The following is a 20,232-nucleotide window of genomic DNA, read 5'->3' as shown; positions in this document are numbered from 1 at the left end:
GGGGAATAACGTGGCGGGGCGGCGAAGACAGCGGTGGGGATTAGCCGCGCCCGCTGTCCAGCGATTGCACGCCGGCCTGCGCGGAATGCGTCGACCCCTTTGCGGGACGACCCGCCCAGTAGCCGGCGAGCAGCGAACCCGACAGGTTGTGCCATACCGAGAACAGCGCACCGGGCAGCGCGGCGATCGGCGTGAAGTACAACTTGCCGAGCGTCGCGGCGAGCCCCGAGTTCTGCATGCCGACTTCGATCGCGAGCGTGCGGCACACGGCTTCATCGAAGCCGAGCAGACGACCGCCCCAGTAGCCGCCGAGCAGGCCGATGCCGTTATGCAGGACGACGCCGAGCATCACGACGAGCCCGACCGATGCGATGCTCTTCTGCGTGCCGCCGACCACCGCCGCGATGATCAGCAGGATCGCGACCATCGAGATGAGCGGCAGCGCAGGTTCGATCGCGCGCACGACGCGGTTGAACAGATGGTTGATCGCGAGGCCGACGGCGATCGGCACCGCCACGATCTGCAGGATGCTGAGCAGCATGCCGCGGACGTCGACCACGATCGACGCGTCGACGTACAGACGCGTGAGCAACGGCGTCGCGAACACGCCGACGAGCGTCGACAACGCACTGATCGTCACCGACAGCGCGACGTCGCCGCGCGCCAGATAGATCATCACGTTCGATGCCGTGCCGCTCGCGACGCTGCCGACGAGCACCATGCCGGCGGTGAGATCGGGCGGCATCCGCAGCGCCTTCGCGATCGCCCAGGCGGCGAGCGGCATCACGAGGTAGTGCAGCACGATGCCCGCGACGACCGGTGCGGGCCGCGTGAAGACACGCTGGAAATCGGCGACGGACAGCGTGACGCCCATCGCGAGCATGATGATCGTGAGCAGCGTGGTGACGTGCGGCGCGATGGGGGTGACCGAAGCCGGAGAGAAGTACGCGGCGAGCGACACGAGTACGGCCCACAGCGGAAAGAGACGGGTAACCCGGGCAAGCATGACAGGTGGTCCTTGATTCTGTTTTGTGTTCGAAGGGGTGGTGAGGCATGGGTGCGACGTCGATCGACGGACCGCGAGACGACGCGCGCCCTCGTGAGGCGCACGACATGCGACGCGCATTTTACCGTCTGCTCGACGTGAGACACGCGCAACGGCGTGCATGAGCGCGGAGGTAACACGGAAGAAGACGAAGAAGCGCGAACGGCAAGAACAACAGAACCACCCGCGCAAAAAAGAAACCCGCGCAGTGCGCGGGTTAAAACCCTGTCAGAGGAGTGTCAAAGTAAGACGGCTCCATCGTAGCGCGACCGTTTGTCCCCACCAACCAACAATGCGTGCTTTGCTTAGCTCACGACGCGGGTTGAGATGGCGGGGGCTTCGTCAGACCGCGCAGGCTCAGCCGGTGAAAACGCAGCGTCATCAACAGCGCGACGCTCGCGAGTCCGGCGGCGAGTCCCCACCACAGTCCGCGCGTGCCGAGGCCCGCATGGAACGCGAGCGTGTAGCCAATCGGGAACCCGATACCCCAGTAGCCGAACGCCGCGGCGAGCATCGGAATGCGCGTGTCCTTCAGACCGCGCAGACAGCCTGAGCCGACCGTCTGCATGCCGTCGACGATCTGGAACAGCGCCGCGACGCCGAGCAGCGACGTCGCGAGCTGGACCGTCTTCGCGTTGGCTGGGTCGTCGAGATGCAGATACAGCCCGACGATCGCGTGCGGCGCGACGATCAGCACGAGGCCCGACAGCATCATGAAGCCGACGCCGAGCGCCAGCGCGACGAAGCCCGCATGACGCGCGGCGAGCGGTTGTCCCGCGCCGGCCCAGAAGCCGACCCGCACGTTCGCGGCCTGGCCGATCGACAGCGGCACCATGAACGCAACCGACGCGACGTTCAGCGCGATCTGATGCGCGGCAAGCGACGACTCGCCGAGCACGCCGACCATCAGGCCGGTCGCGAGGAACAGCGTCGTCTCGACACCATAGGTGATCGCCACCGGCCAGCCGATGCCGAACAGCTCGCCCATCAGCGGCACGTTCGGCCGTTTTGCGACGACGAAGCGACGGTAGCGTGGCCGCAGATGCAGCAGCGCCATCAGCACGAGCGCGGAAACCCAGACCGTGAACGTCGTCGCGGTGGCGGAGCCGAGAAAGCCGAGGCGCGGCAGTCCCCACGCGCCGTGGATCAGCCCGTAGTTCAGAAAGCCGTTGACGAACACGCCGCCGAGCGCGACCCACAGCAGCCGCTTTGCCGCACCGATCGCGGGCAGGAACGAACGCATCAGCCCGATCCCGATCAGGCTGCCGGGCGACGCCCAGCGCAGCACCGCCGCGTATTCGCCGACGTTATGCGCGAGCAGCGGCGGCTCGCCGACCGCGAGCAGGATCGGCGTCGCGAACGACAGCAGCGCGAACGCCGGGATTGCCAGCAGCAGTGACAGCACGAAGCCGGTCCAGTAGATGTGCGGGACGCGGTCTTCGTTCTGCGCGCCGCGCGCATGCGACACGCTGACGCTGACCGACGTCAGCACGCCTTGCAGCAGCGTGATTACCGTGAAGAACAGGTTGGCGCCGAGGCCGCCGGCCGCGAGCGCGTCGGCGCCGAGCGAGCCGAGCAGTACGGTGTCGGTGACGCTCATTGCCATCTGCGACAGCTGCGCGATTGCGAGCGGCGCCGCGAGGCGGGCGGTGTCGGCGGCATGGCGCGACAGCGACGGCGGCGGGGCGCTGGCGCGGACAAACGTGGGGCGGCCCGTATCGGATTGGCCGGTGTGGGTCATGGGTGGAATCGGTTGGTAAACGGCGGAGCGGCCGCACTTCTGTAGAAGTGGGGCCGTCATTGATCTGTCAATTCCGCGGAAGCAGACAGCTTATTGCCTTCGCGCCCCGTTGTCGATCAACAGGCACAAAATTGGTGCGGATTTGGCTGGTTGCAGCGAAAAGGAGAAGAAAAGCGGTGAAACGGCTTACGCTTCGTGGACGGCGATCCGCGTATCGCCGAGCAGGACGACCTGGCCCGCGCGGATCTTGCACGTCTTGCGCGATTCGACCTGGCCATCGACCGTCACCTCGCCGGACGCGACCAGCTGCTTCGCGGAGCCGCCGCTGTCGGCGAGGCCCGTCAGCTTCAGGAGATTGTGCAGTTCGACGTAGTCGCCGGTCAGCGTGAAGTCAAGGTTGGGCATGGTGCGTGCGGGTCGAAGCAGGGGGTTCGCATCATAAGCCAGACTGGCCCGGCGCGAGTAAGCGGCCGGGCCGTTTTCGTTTAAGGAGCGGTAGACGCCAGCGAACTTGCCGCCATGGATTGTATGGATATACAGTATGCGTCACGTGCTGCTTTCACCGTTTCCACCGTTCCACTTAACGCCTACCGTGCTCTCCGTCGCCGATTCCCCGCTACCCGTACCCGATACCGACGCCTGGCTCGCGAAACTCAACGACGCGCAGCGTGAGGCAGTCGAGTACGCCAGCGACGCCAGCGCGCTGCTGGTGATCGCGGGTGCCGGGTCGGGCAAGACGAACACACTCGCGCACCGCGTCGCGCATCTGATCGTCAAGGGCGCGGACCCGCGGCGCATCCTGCTGCTTACGTTCTCGCGCCGCGCCGCGCAGGAGATGACGCGCCGCGCGTCGCGCATCGCGTGTACGGCGCTTAGTACGCGGGCAGGCACGGCGCTGGGTCTGACGTGGTCGGGTACGTTCCATAGCGTCGGCGCGCGGCTGCTGCGCGAATACGCGGAGCGGATCGGCCTGTCGCCGGCCTTCACGATCAACGACCGCGAAGATTCCGCCGACCTGATGAATCTCGTGCGGCATGAGCTGGGCTTCTCGGCGAAGGAGCGCCGCTTTCCGTCGAAAGGCACCTGCTTCGCGATCTACTCGCGGGTCGTCAACACCGGCGCTTCGCTCGCGGACGTGCTTTCTCGCGCGTTTCCGTGGTGCTGCGAATGGGAGGCGGACCTGCGCGTGCTGTTCGCCGCCTATGTGGACGCGAAGCAGAAGCAGAGCGTGCTCGACTACGACGACCTGCTGCTGTACTGGTCGTACGTCGCGGCCGAACCGTCGCTTGCCGCGGACCTGTCGGGCCGTTTCGATCACGTGCTCGTCGACGAGTACCAGGACACCAACCGTCTGCAGGCGTCGATCCTGCTCGCGCTGAAACCGGACGGCCGCGGCCTGACGGTGGTCGGCGATGACGCGCAGTCCATCTATTCGTTTCGCGGTGCGACGGTGCGCAACATCCTCGATTTCCCCGCGCATTTCGATCCGCCCGCGAAGCAGGTGACGCTCGAGCGCAACTACCGTTCGACGCAGCCGATCCTCGCCGCGTCGAACGCGGTGATCGGGCTCGCGAGCGAGCGCTTCACGAAGAACCTGTGGTCCGACAAGGCGTCGGCGCAGCGGCCGCGGCTCGTCACCGTCGAGGACGAAGCGGCGCAGGCGCGCTACGTCCTCGAGCAGATTCTCGACGCCCGCGAAGCCGGTATGACGCTGAAGTCGCAGGCCGTGCTGTTTCGCGCCTCGGATCACAGTGCAGCGCTCGAGATCGAACTGACCCGGCGCAACATCCCGTTCCTGAAATTCGGCGGCTTGAAGTTTCTCGATTCGATCCACGTGAAAGATCTGCTCGCCGTGCTGCGCTGGGCCGAGAATCCGCGCGACCGCGTCGCGGGTTTTCGCGTCGTGCAACTGTTGCCCGGCATTGGGCCGGCGACGGCCGCGCGCGTGCTCGATCAGGTGGCCGCGAGTGCGGATGCCGCAGCCGGTGTGCATCTTCCGGCCACGCACACCCACACCGCACTCGCCGCGTTCGCGCCGCCGCCACGCGCGCTCGAAGACTGGGCACCGTTCGTCGCGCTGATGTCGGCGGTGGGCGCCCGTGAGACGCCGTGGCCCGCCGAGTTCGAAACGATCCGCCGCTGGTATGAGCCGCATCTAGAACGCAATCATGAAGACGCGGCGGCTCGTCACGCGGATCTGCTGCAGATGGAAAGCATCGCGGGCACCTACGCGTCGCGCGAACGCTTTCTGACCGAACTCACGCTCGATCCGCCCGATGCGACCAGCGACGAATCCGGCGATCCGCTGCGCGACGAGGACTACCTGATCCTGTCGACGATCCACTCGGCGAAAGGGCAGGAGTGGCGCAACGTGTTCGTGCTGAATGGCGTGGACGGCTGCCTGCCATCCGATCTTGGCACCGGCAGCGACGAGGAGATCGAGGAGGAACGGCGGCTTCTTTACGTCGCGATGACGCGCGCAAAGGAAGACCTGCATATCGTCGTGCCGCAGCGCTTTTACGTGCACAACCAGACGCATCTCGGCGACCGTCACGTGTGGGCGTCGCGCACACGCTTTATTCCTGCCGGTCTGTTGCCGCATTTCGACGCGTACGCATGGCCGCGTGTCGCGCCGCCGACCGTGCCGACCGCGGCGGGCCTCGCGGCCGCCGCGCAGGCGAAGCTCGAGATCGCGACGAAGCTTAGAAAGATGTGGGAATAACAGTGCACACGGCGCGGGCTTTTCGTGAACCGCGCGCCGTGTACCGCGCCGTGCGACAGCTCAGCGAGTGGGCCGCTGCGCACGCGGTGGCGGCGGCGTGAAGAAATTGCGCAGCCAGCTGGCGAGCCGTGCGAACACGTCGTACGGTTCCTCGATGAAGATCTCGGGCTTCAGCAGACGCAGGTACTCCATGATCTGCTGCGCTTCCTGCTTCTGGAACGAGCCGTGCGCGATGCCGAGTCGCAGCAGTCCGCGCAGTTCGCCGAGCTTTTCGCGCGCGGCGCTGCCGACGCTCGTCTCGCACGCCACCTTTGCTTCGTACACGCGCTGACGCAGCGATTCGGCGAGCCGCCACGCGGGCGTCTGCATCGTTTCCTCGAGCACCTGGATGTCCTGTGCGGCGGACTTGATCTGCGCAGCGAGCGGGTCGATCAGCAGTGCGTCGCCGCCCGCTTCCTCGACGATTGCCTGTGCCCAGCTGCGCGACTGCTTCGCGAGTTCGTCGGGCGTCCATTCGGAGCGGACCGCGAAGCCGAAGCCGTACTCGATGGCCTGCCGCATCAGGATCGCGACGACGTCCGGAAACTCCTTGTCGAGCGTGCGCTTCGCCCACGCGTACTGGCCGCCGGCGAGCATCCGCTGCACCGCGTGTTCGGTCAGCGGCACCATGTTGTCGAGCAGCTTCGCGCGCAGAAAATCTTCGAACGACGGCGTCGCAAATTGCGGATCGAGCTTCAGCGATACGCGCAGGAAAGCATCGAAATCCTTGCGCAGCGAAACGATCGTTTCGTCCTTCAGTGAAAGGGTGATCTGCCCCATGTCTTGTCCCGTATGGTCTTCCGTGCACAGCATCGCTGCATGCCGACGTCCACGCTGTTGCCTCGCGCAGATATCGGCGATGCCGGCATGATGGAATGCGCTCTCCGCCGCATCTGGATGACGCGGCAGAAATGCGGGTCCGGCTGGCGGACTACGATTGCTTATCGGCGGGACGCGAAAAAACTTGAGGGCGGACGGTGGACAGTTGCCGCGATGCTCACCGGAGCACCACGCCCTGCCACAGGAAGAACACCGCGAGGCCGACGGCGATCGTCAGCAGCGGACGGCGCGTGCAGGCGCTGACGCCGATCGCCGCGAGCGCGCCGACCAGCTGCGGATTGCGCCAGGTCAGTTCGGCATGCGCGCCGTGCGGCGACACCGCCATCGGTACGATGATCGCGGTCAGCACCGTGACCGGCACGAAGCCGAGCGCGGTGCGCACGAGCGGCGGAAACACGAGGCGGTCGCCGAGCACGAAGACCGCCGCGCGGATCACCCACGTGATCAGCGCCATGCCGAGAATCAGGAGCACGTCGTTCATTGGCCGGCTCCCGCGGGGTGCTGCTGGCGCTGCCATAAACCCGGCCGCGACAGCAGCACGCCGACCGTGACGCCCACGAATACGGCGCCCAGCAGCCCGAGCTTGTACGGCCAGTCCTGCCAGAAGAACGCGAGCGCGCCGGCGGTCACCGCTGCCGCCACGTAGCGCAGCGCGACAAGCTGCGGCACGACGATCGCGATGAACGTGGCGACCATCGCAAAATCGAGGCCGAGCGATTGCAGGCCCGGAAACGCGGCGCCGAACACGAGTCCCGCGAGCGTCCAGATCTGCCAGTTCAGATACATCGACAGGCCGGAGCCGAAGAAGTAATACGGTCCGACGGAGCCGGGCGGGTGCAGCCGGTAGTGCGCCCACGCGACGGCGAAGACCTCGTCGGTCAGCAGGCCGCCGAGCGCCCAGCGCCAGCGCATCGACAGATGCGCGACATGCGGCGCGAGCGTCGCGCTGTACAGCACGTGCCGCAGGTTGACGATCAGCGTCGTTGCCCAGATCACGGCGAAGCTCGCGTGGCCGGCGATCAGCCCGATCGCGATGAACTGCGCGGAGCCGGCGAATACGATGAGCGACATCAGTTGCCCGTGCCATGGATGCAGCGGGCCCGACGTGACCAGGGTACCGAAGATCACGCCGAACGGCGCGGCGCCGATGAGCATCGGCACCGTGTCGCGCATGCCGGCGGTGAATTCGCGAAAGCGGTAAGTGGGGCGGGTCTGAGTCAATCTATCCTCCTGTCCGGCGAGCATAGCGGGGCGGGAGGACGGCGGGCTTGTACGTTCTTGCGGTCTGGCTTTGTATCTGCAGTGGGCTCAGTTGCCCTGCCAGCGGCCGGGCGGCACGCCGAACATCCGGCGGAAGTGGCGCGTGAAGTGGCTCTGGTCGGTGAAGCCGTGTGCGACCGCGACGTCGGCGACCGATGCGCCTGCACGCAACGGCGCGAGCGCGCGCTGCAGACGGATCTGGTTGCGCCATGCGTGTGGCGCGAGACCGGTGCTCTGCGTGAAGAGGCGCGCCGCGTGAAACGGCGACAGGTCGACGGTTGTCGCGAGGTCGGCGAGTTTCAGCGGGGCGGTGAGGTCGGCGGTGAGGCGGTCCTTCATCGTCGCGACGCGACGGTCGTCGATCCGTATCGGCGACACCGGCCGCGTGCGCGCATAGCGGACGAGCAGCGTCGACAGCGCATCGAGCAGCGCGGCTTCGGCAGCGAGCGGATCCGTAGTGTCGTCTTCGAGCAGACGATGGGCACGGCGTGCCCGATCCCAGAGATCCGGGTCGCGGATTACGTCGGGCGCGAACCACGGCAGCGGTTGCTCGCGCCCGGCGACCTCGGTCGCGAGATCGCGGATGAAGTCGATCGGGACATACATCACGCGATAGCGCCAGCCCGCTTCGACTGCGCGCGAGCCGGTGTGCAACTCGCCGGGATTGATGACGGGCACGGTGCCGGCCTCGGCAACGTAGTCCGCGCCGCGATAACGGTAGGTCTCCGCACCGGCTTCGATCACCGGTACGGCATAGGCCTCGTGCCAGTGCGGCGGGAACGCGTGATCGCGATACTCGGCGGTGACGAGTTCCGCGCCGGGCAGAAGCGGCGTGCGCCAGTAGCGGACGGAATCGCGGAAACGGGTGACAGTCATGAAGGCAATCCGGCAGGTCACGCCAGTTTAGCGCGACCGCGTGACGGTCGGCAGGGGTCTGTTCACTTCGTCGGGATGACGGTGCCCGCGGGCAGCGGTACGGCCGTCACGCTGTTCTTCGCGCTGCCGGTGGCGATACGGTCGCTGTAGGTTAGATAGACGAGCGTGTTGCGCTTCGCGTCGACGATGCGCACGACGTGCAGCGTCTTGAACACGAACGACATGCGTTCGGTGAACACGTCGGACTGCTGCTTGAGCGGGCCAGTGAAATGGATCGCGCCGACCTGACGGCACGCGATCGACGCTTCGGTCGGATCTTCGGCGACGCCGAGTGTGCCCTTGATGCCGCCGGTGCGCGCCCGCGACACATAGCACGTGATGCCGTTCACGAGCGGATCGTCATACGCTTCGACGACGACGCGATCGGAGCCCGTCAGACGGAAGTTGGTGTTGACGCTCGCGACCTCCTCGCTGTGCGCACAGGGCAGCAGAAGCAGTGCGGCGCAAGCCGCGAGCGACGCGCGAAACGGGATCGATGGCATGAGGAGAGGACCGCGGCGGTCGCGGCGAATCGGGGTGAAGGAGCGCTCATGCTAACCCAGCGACGATGCCGTCGATCTTGTCGCGCGGGAGCGCGAAGAAAGCCCACGCGCAAAAACAAAAACCCGCTGACGACAGCGGGCTTTCGAAGCGGTTGGCTCCTCGACCTGGGCTCGAACCAGGGACCTACGGATTAACAGTCCGGCGCTCTACCAACTGAGCTATCGAGGAACAGCAATGCAACGGTTCACGACATAAAAAAGCCCGTTATGGCTAACGGGCCTTTGCGATTCTTGGCTCCTCGACCTGGGCTCGAACCAGGGACCTACGGATTAACAGTCCGGCGCTCTACCAACTGAGCTATCGAGGAACAGCAACAGCGAAGAAGCGAAATTGTAGGGGGCGCTACAGGGCCTGTCAATACCCAATGCTGCCCAACGCGCGCCTCGACGCAGTTTCCGCGCAGTTTCCAGTGTGGCCGCGCGTCGGGGACGGGGCCGTGCGAAAGGGCGCGCGTTATGAGTTCTTAGCGCTGCAGAAGCTCGAGCTTGTCCTTCACGTCCTTGAATTCTTCGGCTTCCGGCAGCGGCGCCTTGGTCTTCGTGATGCTCGGCCAGCCCTTCGCGAGGTCGGCGTTCAACACGACGAACTGCTGCTGGTCGCCCGGCACGTCCTCTTCGGCATAGATCGCGTTCACCGGACATTCGGCGACGCACACGGCACAGTCGATGCACTCGTCGGGATCGATCGCGAGGAAGTTGGGACCTTCGCGAAAGCAGTCCACCGGGCACACGTCGACGCAGTCGGTATAGCGGCATTTAATGCAGCTTTCGGTCACAACGTGGGTCATTCAGGCAACTCCTGCATGCAATATCGGGGGAGGCAACGGGCGCGGCAAAATTACGGGCGAAACACGCCGGCCGAAACGCCAAAACCGGTATTGTAACGTAACGACCAAACCCTTATCACGTACGGCTGACACGGTTTTATATCGATTGGTGATTAGTTTATGGGCGGCGCGGGGGGCCGCACCGCGCCGGTCGCGTGCCGCATTCGGGTAACATGCAACGGATCGGCGCGCAGGGGCGGGTCGAAACGAACCAGGTCTTTTCAGGGACTGCCGGCGTCAGGCAGACCGGTTTGCACACTGCACACCATGATCATCACATCGCTGCTCGATACGGATCTGTACAAGTTCACGATGATGCAGGTGGTCCTGCATCATTTCCCGGCGGCCAACGTCGAATACCGGTTCCGGTGCCGCACGAAGAACGTCGATCTCGTGCCGTACATCGACGAGATCCGCGACGAGTTGCGCCAGCTCTGCAACCTCCGCTTCACCGATGGCGAACTCGACTACCTGCGCCGGATGCGCTTCATCAAGGGCGATTTCGTCGAGTTCCTCGCGCTGTTCCATCTGAACGAGAAGTACATCTCGATTACGCCTTCGCCGAAGAACAACGGCGAGATCGACATCGACATCAAGGGACCGTGGCTGCATACGATCCTCTTCGAGATTCCGGTGCTCGCGATCGTCAACGAGGTGTACTTCCGCAATACGCAGCAGCAGCCGGATTACGGCGAGGGGCGCGAACGACTCGTCGACAAGATCGAACTGCTCGGCGCGCGGCCCGAATTCTCGGACTGCAAGATCGCGGACTACGGCACGCGCCGGCGTTTCTCGAAGCAATGGCACGAAGAGGTGATCCTCTCGCTGAAGGACGGTCTCGGCGAGCAGTTCACCGGCACGAGCAACGTGTTCTACGCGATGAAGCACGGCCTCACGCCGCTCGGCACGATGGCGCACGAGTATCTGCAGGCCTGTCAGGCGCTCGGGCCGCGTCTGCGCGATTCGCAGATCTACGGCTTCGAGATGTGGGCGAAGGAATATCGCGGCGACCTCGGCATCGCGCTGTCGGACGTGTACGGAATGCAGGCGTTCCTGCGCGACTTCGACATGTATTTCTGCAAGCTCTTCGACGGCGCGCGCCACGATTCTGGCGACCCGTTCGACTGGGGCGAGCGCCTGCTCAAGCACTACGAGGACAACCGCTGCGATCCGCGCACGAAGGTGCTCGTGTTTTCCGATGCGCTCGACATTCCGAAGGTGCTGCAACTGTACGAGCGGTTCCGCAACCGCTGCAAGCTCGCGTTCGGCGTCGGCACGAACCTGACCAACGATCTCGGTTATAACCCGCTGCAGATCGTGATCAAGATGGTTCGCTGCAATGGTCAGCCGGTCGCGAAGCTGTCCGATTCGCCGGGCAAGAACATGTGCGACGACAAGGCGTATCTCGCGTACCTGCGTCAGGTGTTCGGCATTCCGCAGCCTTCCGAAGAGGCGCCGCAGTAGCGGTTCGCACAGGGCCTTGCGACGGGATTGAGTGCGGGGCCGCCGGTATAATTTCGCGCGGTATCCGGACAGCCATCGCACGTGGTTGCCGCACATGTTCATCGAACAAGGACTTGCCCATGGACACATCGACTGCCCGCCGCAACATCCTCGCGCGCATCCGCGCGGCGCAGGGGCGTGAAGGCGAGCCGGCCGATGCCGAACGCGAAGCGGCGGCCGATTACCTCGCACGTCATCCCGACGGCCCGCGTCCGCCGATGCCGGACGATCTCGTGGCGCACTTCGTCGAACAGGCCGGCAAGATGTCGACCACAGTCGATCTGGTCGACGCAATGCGCGACGTGCCCGCGGCCGCCCAGCGCTATCTCGTGGGTCTGGGTCTACCCGTTCGCGCGATCGCGTGGCAGACGCTGCAGGATCTCGCGTGGGCCGACGCCGGGCTCGAAGTGGAATTCCGCAAGCCGGTCGATGCGGACAAGGTCGGCATCACCGGCTGCTTCTGCGCAACCGCCGAGACCGGCACGCCCGTGCTGCTGTCGGGGCCGCAGACCTATGCGTCCGCGGGTCTTCTGCCCGAGACACACGTGGCGATCGTGCCCGCGTCGCGCATCGTCGCCGGACACGAGGATGCGTTCGCGCTGATCCGCGCCGAACGCGGCGAATTGCCGCGTGCGGTCAACTTCGTGTCGGGTCCGTCGCGGACCGCCGATATCGAACAGACCCTCGTCCTCGGCGCGCACGGTCCGTACCGTGTGCATGCGATCGTCGTCCGTGGCGTGTGAGCCACGTGTGTCGATCGCCAGGTTTCATTCGTCCCAATAGTCCCATTCGTCCCATTTGCAAGGATACAAAGTGATAAAACGACATGCCGCTTCGGCATGCCTCGCATTGGCCGCCGCATGCGCGATGTGGTCGCCGTTCGCCGCCGCCGCAGTAGCCACGGCTCCTGACGGCGCCGCGCTGTCCGCGTGGTGGGGTGCGCCGTTCGCCGGCGTGCTGCTGTCGATCGCGCTGTTCCCGCTCGTGGCGCCGGCGTTCTGGCATCACCATTTCGGCAAGCTCGCGGCTGCGTGGGGTATCGCGTTTCTGCTGCCGTTCGCAGTCGCGTTCGGCGTCGCACCGGCGTTCGGCACGTTCGTGCATGCGCTGCTCGAAGAGTACGTTCCGTTCATCGTGCTGCTGACCGCGCTGTACACGGTCGCGGGCGGCATCTGCGTACGCGGAAATCTGCACGGCACGCCACGCCTGAATACCGCGATCCTCGTGCTCGGCACTGCGCTCGCGAGCGTGATGGGAACGACCGGCGCCGCGATGCTACTGATCCGCCCGCTGCTGCGCGCGAACGACAACCGACAGCACACGGTGCATGTCGTCGTGTTCTTCATCTTTCTCGTCGCCAATGCCGGCGGCTCGCTATCACCGCTCGGCGATCCGCCGCTGTTCCTCGGCTTCCTGAACGGCGTCGGCTTTTTCTGGACCACGCAGCATCTTGCGCTGCCGATGCTGTTCGTCTGCGTCGTGCTGCTCGCCGCGTTCTACGCGATCGACTCGTACTATTTCCATCGACGCGAAGAAGAGCGTCCCGCCGCGCTCGATCCGACGCCCGATGCGCCGAAGCTCACGGTCGAAGGCAAGATCAACTTCGTGCTGCTCGCCGCGGTGATCGCGCTCGTGCTGATGAGCGGTCTGTGGAAACCCGGCATCTCGTTCGATGTAGCCGGCACGCACGTCGCGCTGCAGAACGCGGTGCGCGATGGGCTGCTGATCGTCGTCACGCTGGTGTCGCTCACCGTGACGCCGCGCACCGCGCGCGCGGGCAACGACTTCAACTGGGCGCCGATGGAAGAGGTCGCGAAGCTGTTCGCCGCGATCTTCGTGACGATCGCACCGGTGATCGCGATCCTGCGCGCGGGCGACGCGGGCGCGTTCGCGGGGATCGTCCATCTGGTCAACGATGCGTCCGGCCGTCCGGACGATGCGATGTATTTCTGGGCGACGGGTATCCTGTCGTCGTTCCTCGACAATGCGCCGACCTACCTCGTGTTCTTCAATCTCGCGGGCGGCGATGCGCAGACGTTGATGACCACCGGCGCGACGACGCTCGCGGCGATTTCCGCGGGCGCCGTGTTCATGGGCGCGAACAGCTATATCGGTAACGCGCCGAACTTCATGGTGAAGGCGATCGCCGAGTCGCGCGGCGTGCGCATGCCGGGTTTCTTCGGCTATCTTGGATGGTCCGGCGCAATACTGATTCCGGTGTTTCTGGTGACGGGCTGGCTGTTTTTCTGAAGACGAATGAGCGCGTCGCGCGTGTGCGCGGCGATGCTGTTTCTGGAGCAAGGCAATGCAGAAGATTCTGGTTGCGCGTCCGATTTTTCCGGACGTGATCGAGCGTCTCAAGCAGTATTTCGAAGTGGACTGGAACAACGGCGACGTGCTCGCCGAAGACGAACTGAAGCGTCGCCTCGCCGACAAGGACGGCGCGCTGACCGCGGGTGATCCGGTCGGTGCGGCCGCGCTCGCGCTGGCGCCGCGCTTGCGGGTCGTGTCGAACATGGCGGTCGGCTACAACAATTTCGATATCCCCGCGTTCAACGCGGCGAACGTGCTCGCGACGAATACGCCGGACGTGCTGAACGAATCGACCGCCGACTTCGGCTGGGCGCTGATGATGGCCGCCGCGCGGCGCATCGTCGAGTCGGAGCACTGGCTGCGCGCGGGCCAGTGGCAGAAGTGGGCGTACGACGGCTTTCTCGGCACCGACATCTACGGTACGACGCTTGGCGTCGTCGGCATGGGCCGCATCGGCCAGGCGCTTGCACGCCGCGCGCGCGGCTTCGGCATGCGCGTCGTGTATCACAACCGTTCTCGCGTTGCGCCGCAGATCGAGGCCGAACTGGGTGCGCAGTATCTGTCGAAAGAAGCGCTGCTGCGTGAGGCCGATCACGTCGTGCTCGTGCTGCCGTACACAAAGGAAAGCCATCACACGATCGGTGCCGCCGAACTCGCGCTGATGAAGCCGACCGCGACGCTGACCAACATCGCGCGCGGCGGCATCGTCGACGACGCGGCGCTGGTCGATGCGCTGCGCGCGAAGCGTATCGCGGCGGCCGGGCTCGACGTGTACGAGGGCGAGCCGAAGCTGAACCCGGCGCTGCTCACGGTGCCGAATGTCGTGCTCACGCCGCACATCGCGAGCGCGACCGAAGCGACGCGACGCGCGATGGCGAATCTCGCGGCAGACAATCTGATCGCGGCACTGGGCGAGGGGCCGCAGGCGGGTCGTCCGCCGAATCCGGTGAACCCCGACGTGCTCGGCAAGGCGCGCGCATGACGCCGCTGCTTGTTACGGTCGTCGTTGTGCTCGCCGTGCTGGCGGTGCTGCTCGTCGTCGCGTTGCTGTTCGTGCTGCGTCGCGTGGGACACTCAGCCGATCTGGGCGAGCGTATCGTCGCCGCTACCGACACGCAGACGCGCGCGTTCGAGCGGCTCGAACGCGAACTGCGCAGCGAGATCGTCGATACCGCGCGCGCGTCGCGCACGGAATTGAGCGGTGCTTTCGCGCAGTTCCAGCAGACGTTTTCCGCGCAGCAGACCAGCATCGCTACCGTGCAGAACGGCAAGATCGAGGGCTTCGCGCAGCAGCTCGTGAAGCTGACCGAAACCAACGCGCAGCAACTGGACTCGGTGCGGCAGAGTCTGCAGCTGCAGGCACAGCAGGCGCGCGAAGAGCAGGGCGCGACGCTGAAGCGCTTCGGCGACACGCTGACGCAGCAGCTGTTGCAACTGACTGAAGCGAACGATCGCCGTTTCGCCGAAGTGCGCGCGACGCTCGAAGCGCGCCTGAAGGATATCGAGACGAACAACGCGACGAAGCTCGAAGAAATGCGCCGCACCGTCGACGAGAAGCTGCATGCGACGCTCGAACAGCGGCTCGGTGAATCGTTCAAGCTGGTGTCCGACCGGCTCGAGCAGGTGCATCGCGGACTCGGCGAAATGCAGACGCTCGCGGCCGGCGTCGGCGACCTGAAGAAAGTGCTGACCAACGTGAAGACGCGCGGCACGTGGGGCGAAGTGCAGCTCGAAGCGCTGCTCGAACAGCTGCTCACGCCGGACCAGTACGCGAAGAACGTTGCGACCGTACCGAAGAGCAGCGAGCGCGTCGAGTTTGCGATCCGTCTGCCGGGGCGTTCCTTGTCGGCCGACGGTAGCACCGAGCCGGTGTGGCTGCCGCTCGACGCGAAGTTTCCGCGCGAGGACTACGAGCGGCTGATCGATGCGCAGGAGCGCGCGGACCCGGTCGCGGTCGAAGAGGCGTCGCGTGCGCTCGAAGCGCGGGTCCGCGCCGAGGCACGCTCGATCTCGGAGAAATACGTGTCGCCACCGCACACGACCGATTTCGCACTGCTGTATCTGCCGACCGAAGGACTCTACGCCGAAGTGCTGCGACGTCCGGGTCTCACTGACTTGCTGCAGCGCGACTATCGCGTGACGATCGCGGGGCCGACCACGCTGACCGCGTTGTTGAACAGCCTGCAGATGGGCTTCCGCACACTAGCGATCGAGAAACGTTCGAGCGAAGTGTGGCAGGTGCTCGGCGCGGTGAAGACAGAGTTCGGCAAATTCGGCGACGTGCTCGCGAAAACCAAGAAGCAGCTCGAGACGGTCGCCAATTCGATCGACCTGGCCGAGCAACGCGCGCGCGTGATGAACCGCAAGCTGCGCGACGTCGAGGCGTTGCCCGGCGAGCAGGCGAGCGGTCTGCTCGGGGAGGCGGGGGATCTGCTGGCTGGGTCGGAGGCCGACGAGTCTTGAGCTTGGCAGCGGCTGCGCCGCTACTTGCCGTCAGTCTTTCGCGTTGGCCGCGAGCGCTTCGAGCGCGGCGCCGGTCATCCGCACCACGCGCCAGTCGGGCAGCACGGTCGCGCCCATCTTCTGATAGAAATCGATCGCCGGCTGGTTCCAGTCGAGCACCGTCCACTCGAAGCGGCCGCACTGCCGTTCGACGGCGAGCGCCGCGAGCCGTTGCAGGAGCGCGGTGCCGAGCCCGCTGCCGCGCTGCGTCGGCTGCACGTAGAGGTCTTCGAGGTAAAGGCCGCGGCGGCCGAGGAACGTCGAGAAATTGTGGAAGTACAGCGCATAGCCGACGATGCGGCTGGCGTCGTCGGCGACCAGCGCTTCCGATGCGGGGCTCGGGCCGAACAGCGCGTCGTGCACACCGGCCTCGGTCGCGACGAACAGGTGCGTGAGCTTTTCGTACTCGGCCAGCTCGTGCATCAGCGAGTAGATCGCGCCGACGTCGTCCGGCGTCGCGGCGCGCAACACCGCGGCCATTACGCTTCCTCGGGCGCGTCGCTCAGCTGGATTTCAATGCCGCCGAAACGCGACGCTACCCAGTTGTACGCATGGCACGCGATCCACAGCAGGATGAAGCCGAGAATCGCGTTCAGCAGCAGCGCGCTGAAGATCGTGCTGAGTTCCACCGACCCGTAGCGCACGAACGCGACCAGCACGCCGAGCAGCACGATCGGCACGCTGAAGGTCAGATAGACCAGAATCAGTGCCTTGGCGGTCTGTCCCGGTGCGATGAACGAGATCTGTTTTTTCATGTGAGTCAAACCCGGTGGTCGTAGTAGTTGCGTGAAAAGTGAGGCGGTGGCCGACCGCCTAGACGAGCCCGTCGAACAACATGATATCCACGGTGTCGCCTGCGTCGATATTTTCCTGCTCGTGCGCGAGCACGATGAAGCAGTTGGCTTCGCTCATCGAACTCAAAGCGCCCGAGCTCTGCGAGCCGGTGGGCGCGACCTGCCAATGGCCGCGCGCGTCGCGTTCCGCGATGCCGCGCTGGTATTCGGTACGACCGGCTCGCTTGCGGATCGCTTCGCGGCTCGCGGCGGCGATCAGCACCGGCGGCTGCGGCGTTGCGCCGGACATCGCGAGCAGCGCTTCGCGCACGATCAGATAGAACGTCACCATCACCGCGACCGGGTTGCCCGGCAGGCCGAAATAGAGGGCGGGGCGTCCCGCGCCCGGCCGTTCGCCGGACCAGATGCGGCCGAATGCGAGCGGCCTGCCGGGGCGCATCGTGAGACTCCAGAACGCGACGTCGCCGAAGCTCTGCAGCAGTTTGCGGGTGAAGTCCGCTTCGCCAACCGACACGCCGCCCGAACTCAGCACGACGTCTGCGCTCGCCGCGGCGTGGCGCAGTGCGGCTTCGAGTGCCGCGGGCTCGTCGCGCACGATACCGAGATCGAGTGCTTCGGCATTCAGCCGGCACAACATTGCTGCGAGCGTGTGGCGGTTGCTGTCGTACACGCAGCCTGGCGGGAGCGGTTCGCCCGGCGAGCGCAGTTCGTCGCCGGTCGAAAAGAACGCGACGCGCAACCGGCGCCGTACCGCGACTTCATCGATGCCGAGCGACGCGAGCAGCCCGACGTCCGATGCCCGCACGACGCGTCCCGCATGCAGCGCGAGGCCGCCGCGTGCGAGGTCTTCGCCAGCATGGCGGCAGTTTGCGCCGCCGCGCAATGCGTCGGCAGCGAAGCGGACCGTGTCGCCGTCGAGCGCGACGAGTTCCTGCGGCGCGACCGTGTCGCAACCGTCCGGCAGCCACGCGCCGGTCATCACGCGCACGCATGCGTTGGCCGCGACGGTGCCCGCAAACGGATGGCCGGCGAGCGCCTTCCCCACGACGTTCAGCGCAACTTCGACACTGCCCGCGCCGAGCGCCGCGCTGTGGAATGCGTAGCCGTCCATCGCGCAGTTGTCGTGCACGGGGACGTCGATCGGCGAGACAACGTCTTCGGCCAGCACGCGGTCGAGTGCATCGTGCAGCGGCACGTGTTCGATCGCTGTGAGCGGCGTGACCCATTGACGCACGATCGCCTGCGCAGCGTGGACCGGCAACGCGTGCGGGTCGTACTGGGCGACGCAATGGGAGAAGTCGTCAGGGGCAGTCATGAATCGGGAGCGTGGCGGCGGAGGCGGGTGCGTTGCTGGCCGGGCCGATGCCGGCGGCGCTGGCGGAGGCTGCGAAGGCCTCACGCACGTTCGAGGTCGGCGAGTTGTTGTAAAGAGTTGACATTGTAGAACGCGCGCTCGTCGTCAAAGATCACTTCGACCGTCGTGTGGCGCGCGTACCACGCGCGCACCTTGCGCTCGCCGGCTTGCAGAAAGGCGGTGAGGTCGTCGGCGAGCGACGTGCGCACGAGCGCGAAAACCGGATGTGCGGATATGTCGCCGTGTACGTCGGTCGTCGCTGCTGTGGCGATGTCGGCGTGTTGTGTTTCGAGCGCGGTGGCGAGACGCGTGGCGAGATCGGCGGGTAGCCACGGCGAGTCGCACGGCGCGCTGAGTACGAACGGTGTCGAGGCGGCTTGCAGGCCCGCGAGCAGGCCCGCGAGCGGACCGGGGAAATCCGGCAGCGTCGTGCTGTCCGCGACGACGTGTGCGTGATAAGCCGCGCCCAGTTCGGCATAGCGCTCCGCATGGCGGTTCGCGCTGATCAGCAGCGCGCCGGTTTGCGGAGCGAGGCGCTTCAGCACGTGAGCGGCGAGCGGTTCGCCGTGCAGCGTCTGCAGTCCTTTGTCGACGCCGCCCATGCGCGTGCCGCGTCCGCCCGCGAGGAGGAGGCCAGTGATCTGCGTGGAGAGGATCGCCATCGGCGGCGCGGCGTCAGCCGCCGATGTAGGACATTTCGACGCGGCGTGCATCCGTCGCCTGCGCGGTCGGTGCGGCGGCGCTGCCGCGCAGCTGCGAATAGCGGTCGTCGCGTTGCTGCCAGATGTGCTCGACCGCGCCGGCGATCTCCGCGTCGCTCGCGCCGCTGCGCACGAGCGCGCGCAGATCGTGTCCCGCCGACGCGAACAGGCACAGGTACAGCTTGCCTTCCGTCGACAGACGAGCGCGCGTGCAGGTGCCGCAGAACGCGCGCGTGACGCTCGAGATCACGCCGATCTCGCCGGCGCCGTCCGCATAGCCCCAGCGCTGCGCCGTTTCGGCAGCGCTGTGCGGGTCGAGCGGCGCGAGCGGGAAGTGCGCGGCGATTCGCGCGATCACGTCGGCCGACGGCAGCACTTCGGTCATGTTCCAGCCGTTCGACGTGCCCACGTCCATGTATTCGATGAAGCGCAGCACCGCGCCGGAATGGCGGAAGCGGCGCGCCATCGGGATGATCTCGGCATCGTTCGTGCCGCGCTTGACGACCATGTTGACCTTGACCGGCGCCAGACCCACGGCATCGGCGGCCGCGATGCCTTCGAGCACATCGGCGACCGCGAAGTCGGCGTCGTTCATCCGGCGGAACAATGCATCGTCGAGCGCATCAAGACTCACGGTGACGCGAGTGAGGCCCGCATCCTTCAGGCTGCGCGCCTTGCGCGCGAGCAGCGAGCCGTTGGTGGTGAGCGTGAGATCGAGCGGCCGGCCTTCGGGGGTGCGCAGCCGCGCGAGCCGCTCGATCAGGAATTCGAGATTCTTCCGCAGCAGCGGCTCGCCGCCGGTCAGACGAATCTTCTCGACGCCGTGCGCGACGAACACGCGCGCAAGACGCTCGATTTCCTCGAAAGTCAGTAGCGCGGCATGCGGCAGAAACGGATAGTCCTTGTCGAATACCGCGCGCGGCATGCAGTAGACGCAGCGGAAGTTGCACCGGTCCGTCACCGAGATGCGCAGATCGCGCAGCGGCCGCGCGAACGTGTCGTGCAGCACGCCGCGCGGGATCGATGCGGAGCCAGCGACGACGACAGGTATTGCAGGCATTGCGCTGACGTCGGTGACAGGGATGATGCGTCGGGACATGGCCGGTTCGGGTC

20 protein-coding genes and 2 tRNA genes are annotated in these 20,232 nt (G+C 66.0%); 6 read left to right on the top strand and 16 right to left on the bottom strand.

The annotated features are described in order from the left end of the window. Nucleotides 1–40: 40 nt before the first annotated feature. From panS to ACREXZ_RS20905, 3 genes are all read right to left on the bottom strand, one after another. Entirely contained in the window at nt 41–1,006 is a 966-nt protein-coding gene (gene panS / locus ACREXZ_RS20915) for a ketopantoate/pantoate/pantothenate transporter PanS (protein WP_431766022.1), read from the bottom strand. Between the two features lie 349 nt (nt 1,007–1,355). Further along, nucleotides 1,356–2,786 carry an MATE family efflux transporter gene (locus ACREXZ_RS20910; RefSeq protein WP_431766021.1) on the bottom strand — a complete coding sequence of 477 codons (1,431 nt, stop codon included), beginning with the start codon at nt 2,784–2,786 and terminating at the stop codon, nt 1,356–1,358. Nucleotides 2,787–2,972: 186 nt separating this feature from the next. Beyond that, complete coding sequence (locus ACREXZ_RS20905; protein ID WP_431766020.1) at nt 2,973–3,191, bottom strand: RNA-binding S4 domain-containing protein; 219 nt, start codon at nt 3,189–3,191, stop codon at nt 2,973–2,975. A gap of 136 nt (nt 3,192–3,327) precedes the next feature. Here ACREXZ_RS20905 and ACREXZ_RS20900 point away from each other — a divergent pair, with 136 nt between their 5' ends. After that, nucleotides 3,328–5,508 (top strand): ATP-dependent helicase, encoded by a 2,181-nt coding sequence (locus ACREXZ_RS20900; protein ID WP_431766019.1) that lies wholly within the window; start codon nt 3,328–3,330, stop codon nt 5,506–5,508. Nucleotides 5,509–5,568: 60 nt separating this feature from the next. Here the strand turns inward: ACREXZ_RS20900 and ACREXZ_RS20895 are convergent, their stop codons facing one another. The 8 genes from ACREXZ_RS20895 to fdxA all read right to left on the bottom strand — a co-directional run bounded on the left by ACREXZ_RS20895 (nt 5,569) and on the right by fdxA (nt 9,913). After that, nucleotides 5,569–6,327: a DUF4088 family protein gene (locus ACREXZ_RS20895; protein WP_431766018.1), complete on the bottom strand. Its 759-nt coding sequence runs from the start codon at nt 6,325–6,327 to the stop codon at nt 5,569–5,571. Between the two features lie 217 nt (nt 6,328–6,544). Then, a complete protein-coding gene (locus ACREXZ_RS20890) occupies nt 6,545–6,868 on the bottom strand; it encodes an AzlD domain-containing protein (RefSeq protein WP_431766017.1) in 324 nt (107 codons plus the stop codon). Next, nucleotides 6,865–7,632: an AzlC family ABC transporter permease gene (locus tag ACREXZ_RS20885; protein WP_431766016.1), complete on the bottom strand. Its 768-nt coding sequence runs from the start codon at nt 7,630–7,632 to the stop codon at nt 6,865–6,867. Before ACREXZ_RS20885 ends, ACREXZ_RS20890 begins: the two co-directional genes overlap by 4 nt. 63 nt (nt 7,633–7,695) lie before the next feature. Then, nucleotides 7,696–8,523, bottom strand: a complete 828-nt coding sequence (locus ACREXZ_RS20880; protein WP_431766015.1) for an AraC family transcriptional regulator — start codon at nt 8,521–8,523, stop codon at nt 7,696–7,698. A 62-nt stretch (nt 8,524–8,585) separates the two neighbouring features. Further along, entirely contained in the window at nt 8,586–9,065 is a 480-nt protein-coding gene (locus ACREXZ_RS20875; protein ID WP_431766014.1) for a CreA family protein, read from the bottom strand. Between the two features lie 153 nt (nt 9,066–9,218). Beyond that, nucleotides 9,219–9,294, bottom strand: a tRNA-Asn gene (locus tag ACREXZ_RS20870). A 63-nt stretch (nt 9,295–9,357) separates the two neighbouring features. After that, a tRNA-Asn gene (locus ACREXZ_RS20865) sits at nt 9,358–9,433 on the bottom strand. 156 nt (nt 9,434–9,589) lie between these two features. Continuing rightward, nucleotides 9,590–9,913: a ferredoxin FdxA gene (fdxA, locus tag ACREXZ_RS20860; protein ID WP_431766013.1), complete on the bottom strand. Its 324-nt coding sequence runs from the start codon at nt 9,911–9,913 to the stop codon at nt 9,590–9,592. 306 nt (nt 9,914–10,219) lie between these two features. Between fdxA and pncB the strand changes: the two genes are divergently transcribed. From pncB to ACREXZ_RS20835, 5 genes are all read left to right on the top strand, one after another. Next, nucleotides 10,220–11,416: a nicotinate phosphoribosyltransferase gene (pncB, locus tag ACREXZ_RS20855; RefSeq protein ID WP_431766012.1), complete on the top strand. Its 1,197-nt coding sequence runs from the start codon at nt 10,220–10,222 to the stop codon at nt 11,414–11,416. Between the two features lie 119 nt (nt 11,417–11,535). Further along, the gene (locus tag ACREXZ_RS20850; RefSeq protein WP_431766011.1) at nt 11,536–12,198 is read left to right on the top strand and encodes a LutC/YkgG family protein; all 663 of its coding nucleotides are present in this window, start codon (nt 11,536–11,538) and stop codon (nt 12,196–12,198) included. Nucleotides 12,199–12,271: 73 nt separating this feature from the next. Next, the gene (locus ACREXZ_RS20845) at nt 12,272–13,705 is read left to right on the top strand and encodes a sodium:proton antiporter (RefSeq protein WP_431766106.1); all 1,434 of its coding nucleotides are present in this window, start codon (nt 12,272–12,274) and stop codon (nt 13,703–13,705) included. Nucleotides 13,706–13,760: 55 nt separating this feature from the next. Then, nucleotides 13,761–14,750 (top strand): 2-hydroxyacid dehydrogenase, encoded by a 990-nt coding sequence (locus tag ACREXZ_RS20840; RefSeq protein ID WP_431766010.1) that lies wholly within the window; start codon nt 13,761–13,763, stop codon nt 14,748–14,750. Next, nucleotides 14,747–16,231, top strand: coding sequence for a DNA recombination protein RmuC (locus tag ACREXZ_RS20835; protein ID WP_431766009.1), 1,485 nt, complete (start codon nt 14,747–14,749; stop codon nt 16,229–16,231). Before ACREXZ_RS20840 ends, ACREXZ_RS20835 begins: the two co-directional genes overlap by 4 nt. A 30-nt stretch (nt 16,232–16,261) precedes the next feature. Here ACREXZ_RS20835 and ACREXZ_RS20830 read toward each other — a convergent pair whose 3' ends face one another. From ACREXZ_RS20830 to moaA, 5 genes are all read right to left on the bottom strand, one after another. Further along, nucleotides 16,262–16,750, bottom strand: coding sequence for an N-acetyltransferase family protein (locus ACREXZ_RS20830; protein ID WP_431766008.1), 489 nt, complete (start codon nt 16,748–16,750; stop codon nt 16,262–16,264). Continuing rightward, the gene (locus ACREXZ_RS20825; protein ID WP_431766007.1) at nt 16,750–17,025 is read right to left on the bottom strand and encodes a hypothetical protein; all 276 of its coding nucleotides are present in this window, start codon (nt 17,023–17,025) and stop codon (nt 16,750–16,752) included. Before ACREXZ_RS20825 ends, ACREXZ_RS20830 begins: the two co-directional genes overlap by 1 nt. Before the next feature lie 58 nt (nt 17,026–17,083). Then, nucleotides 17,084–18,379, bottom strand: a complete 1,296-nt coding sequence (gene moeA / locus ACREXZ_RS20820) for a molybdopterin molybdotransferase MoeA (protein WP_431766006.1) — start codon at nt 18,377–18,379, stop codon at nt 17,084–17,086. A gap of 80 nt (nt 18,380–18,459) precedes the next feature. Then, on the bottom strand, nt 18,460–19,080 hold the full coding sequence (mobA, locus tag ACREXZ_RS20815) for a molybdenum cofactor guanylyltransferase MobA (protein WP_431766005.1): 621 nt from the start codon (nt 19,078–19,080) through the stop codon (nt 18,460–18,462). Between the two features lie 13 nt (nt 19,081–19,093). Next, nucleotides 19,094–20,218, bottom strand: coding sequence for a GTP 3',8-cyclase MoaA (gene moaA / locus ACREXZ_RS20810; protein WP_431766004.1), 1,125 nt, complete (start codon nt 20,216–20,218; stop codon nt 19,094–19,096). Between the last annotated feature and the right edge of the window lie 14 nt (nt 20,219–20,232).

Source organism: Paraburkholderia sp., assembly GCF_050742655.1.
GTDB lineage: Bacteria > Pseudomonadota > Gammaproteobacteria > Burkholderiales > Burkholderiaceae > Paraburkholderia.
Note: the sequence above shows the minus strand (reverse complement) of the source record. Positions and strands in the feature narration are given on the sequence as shown.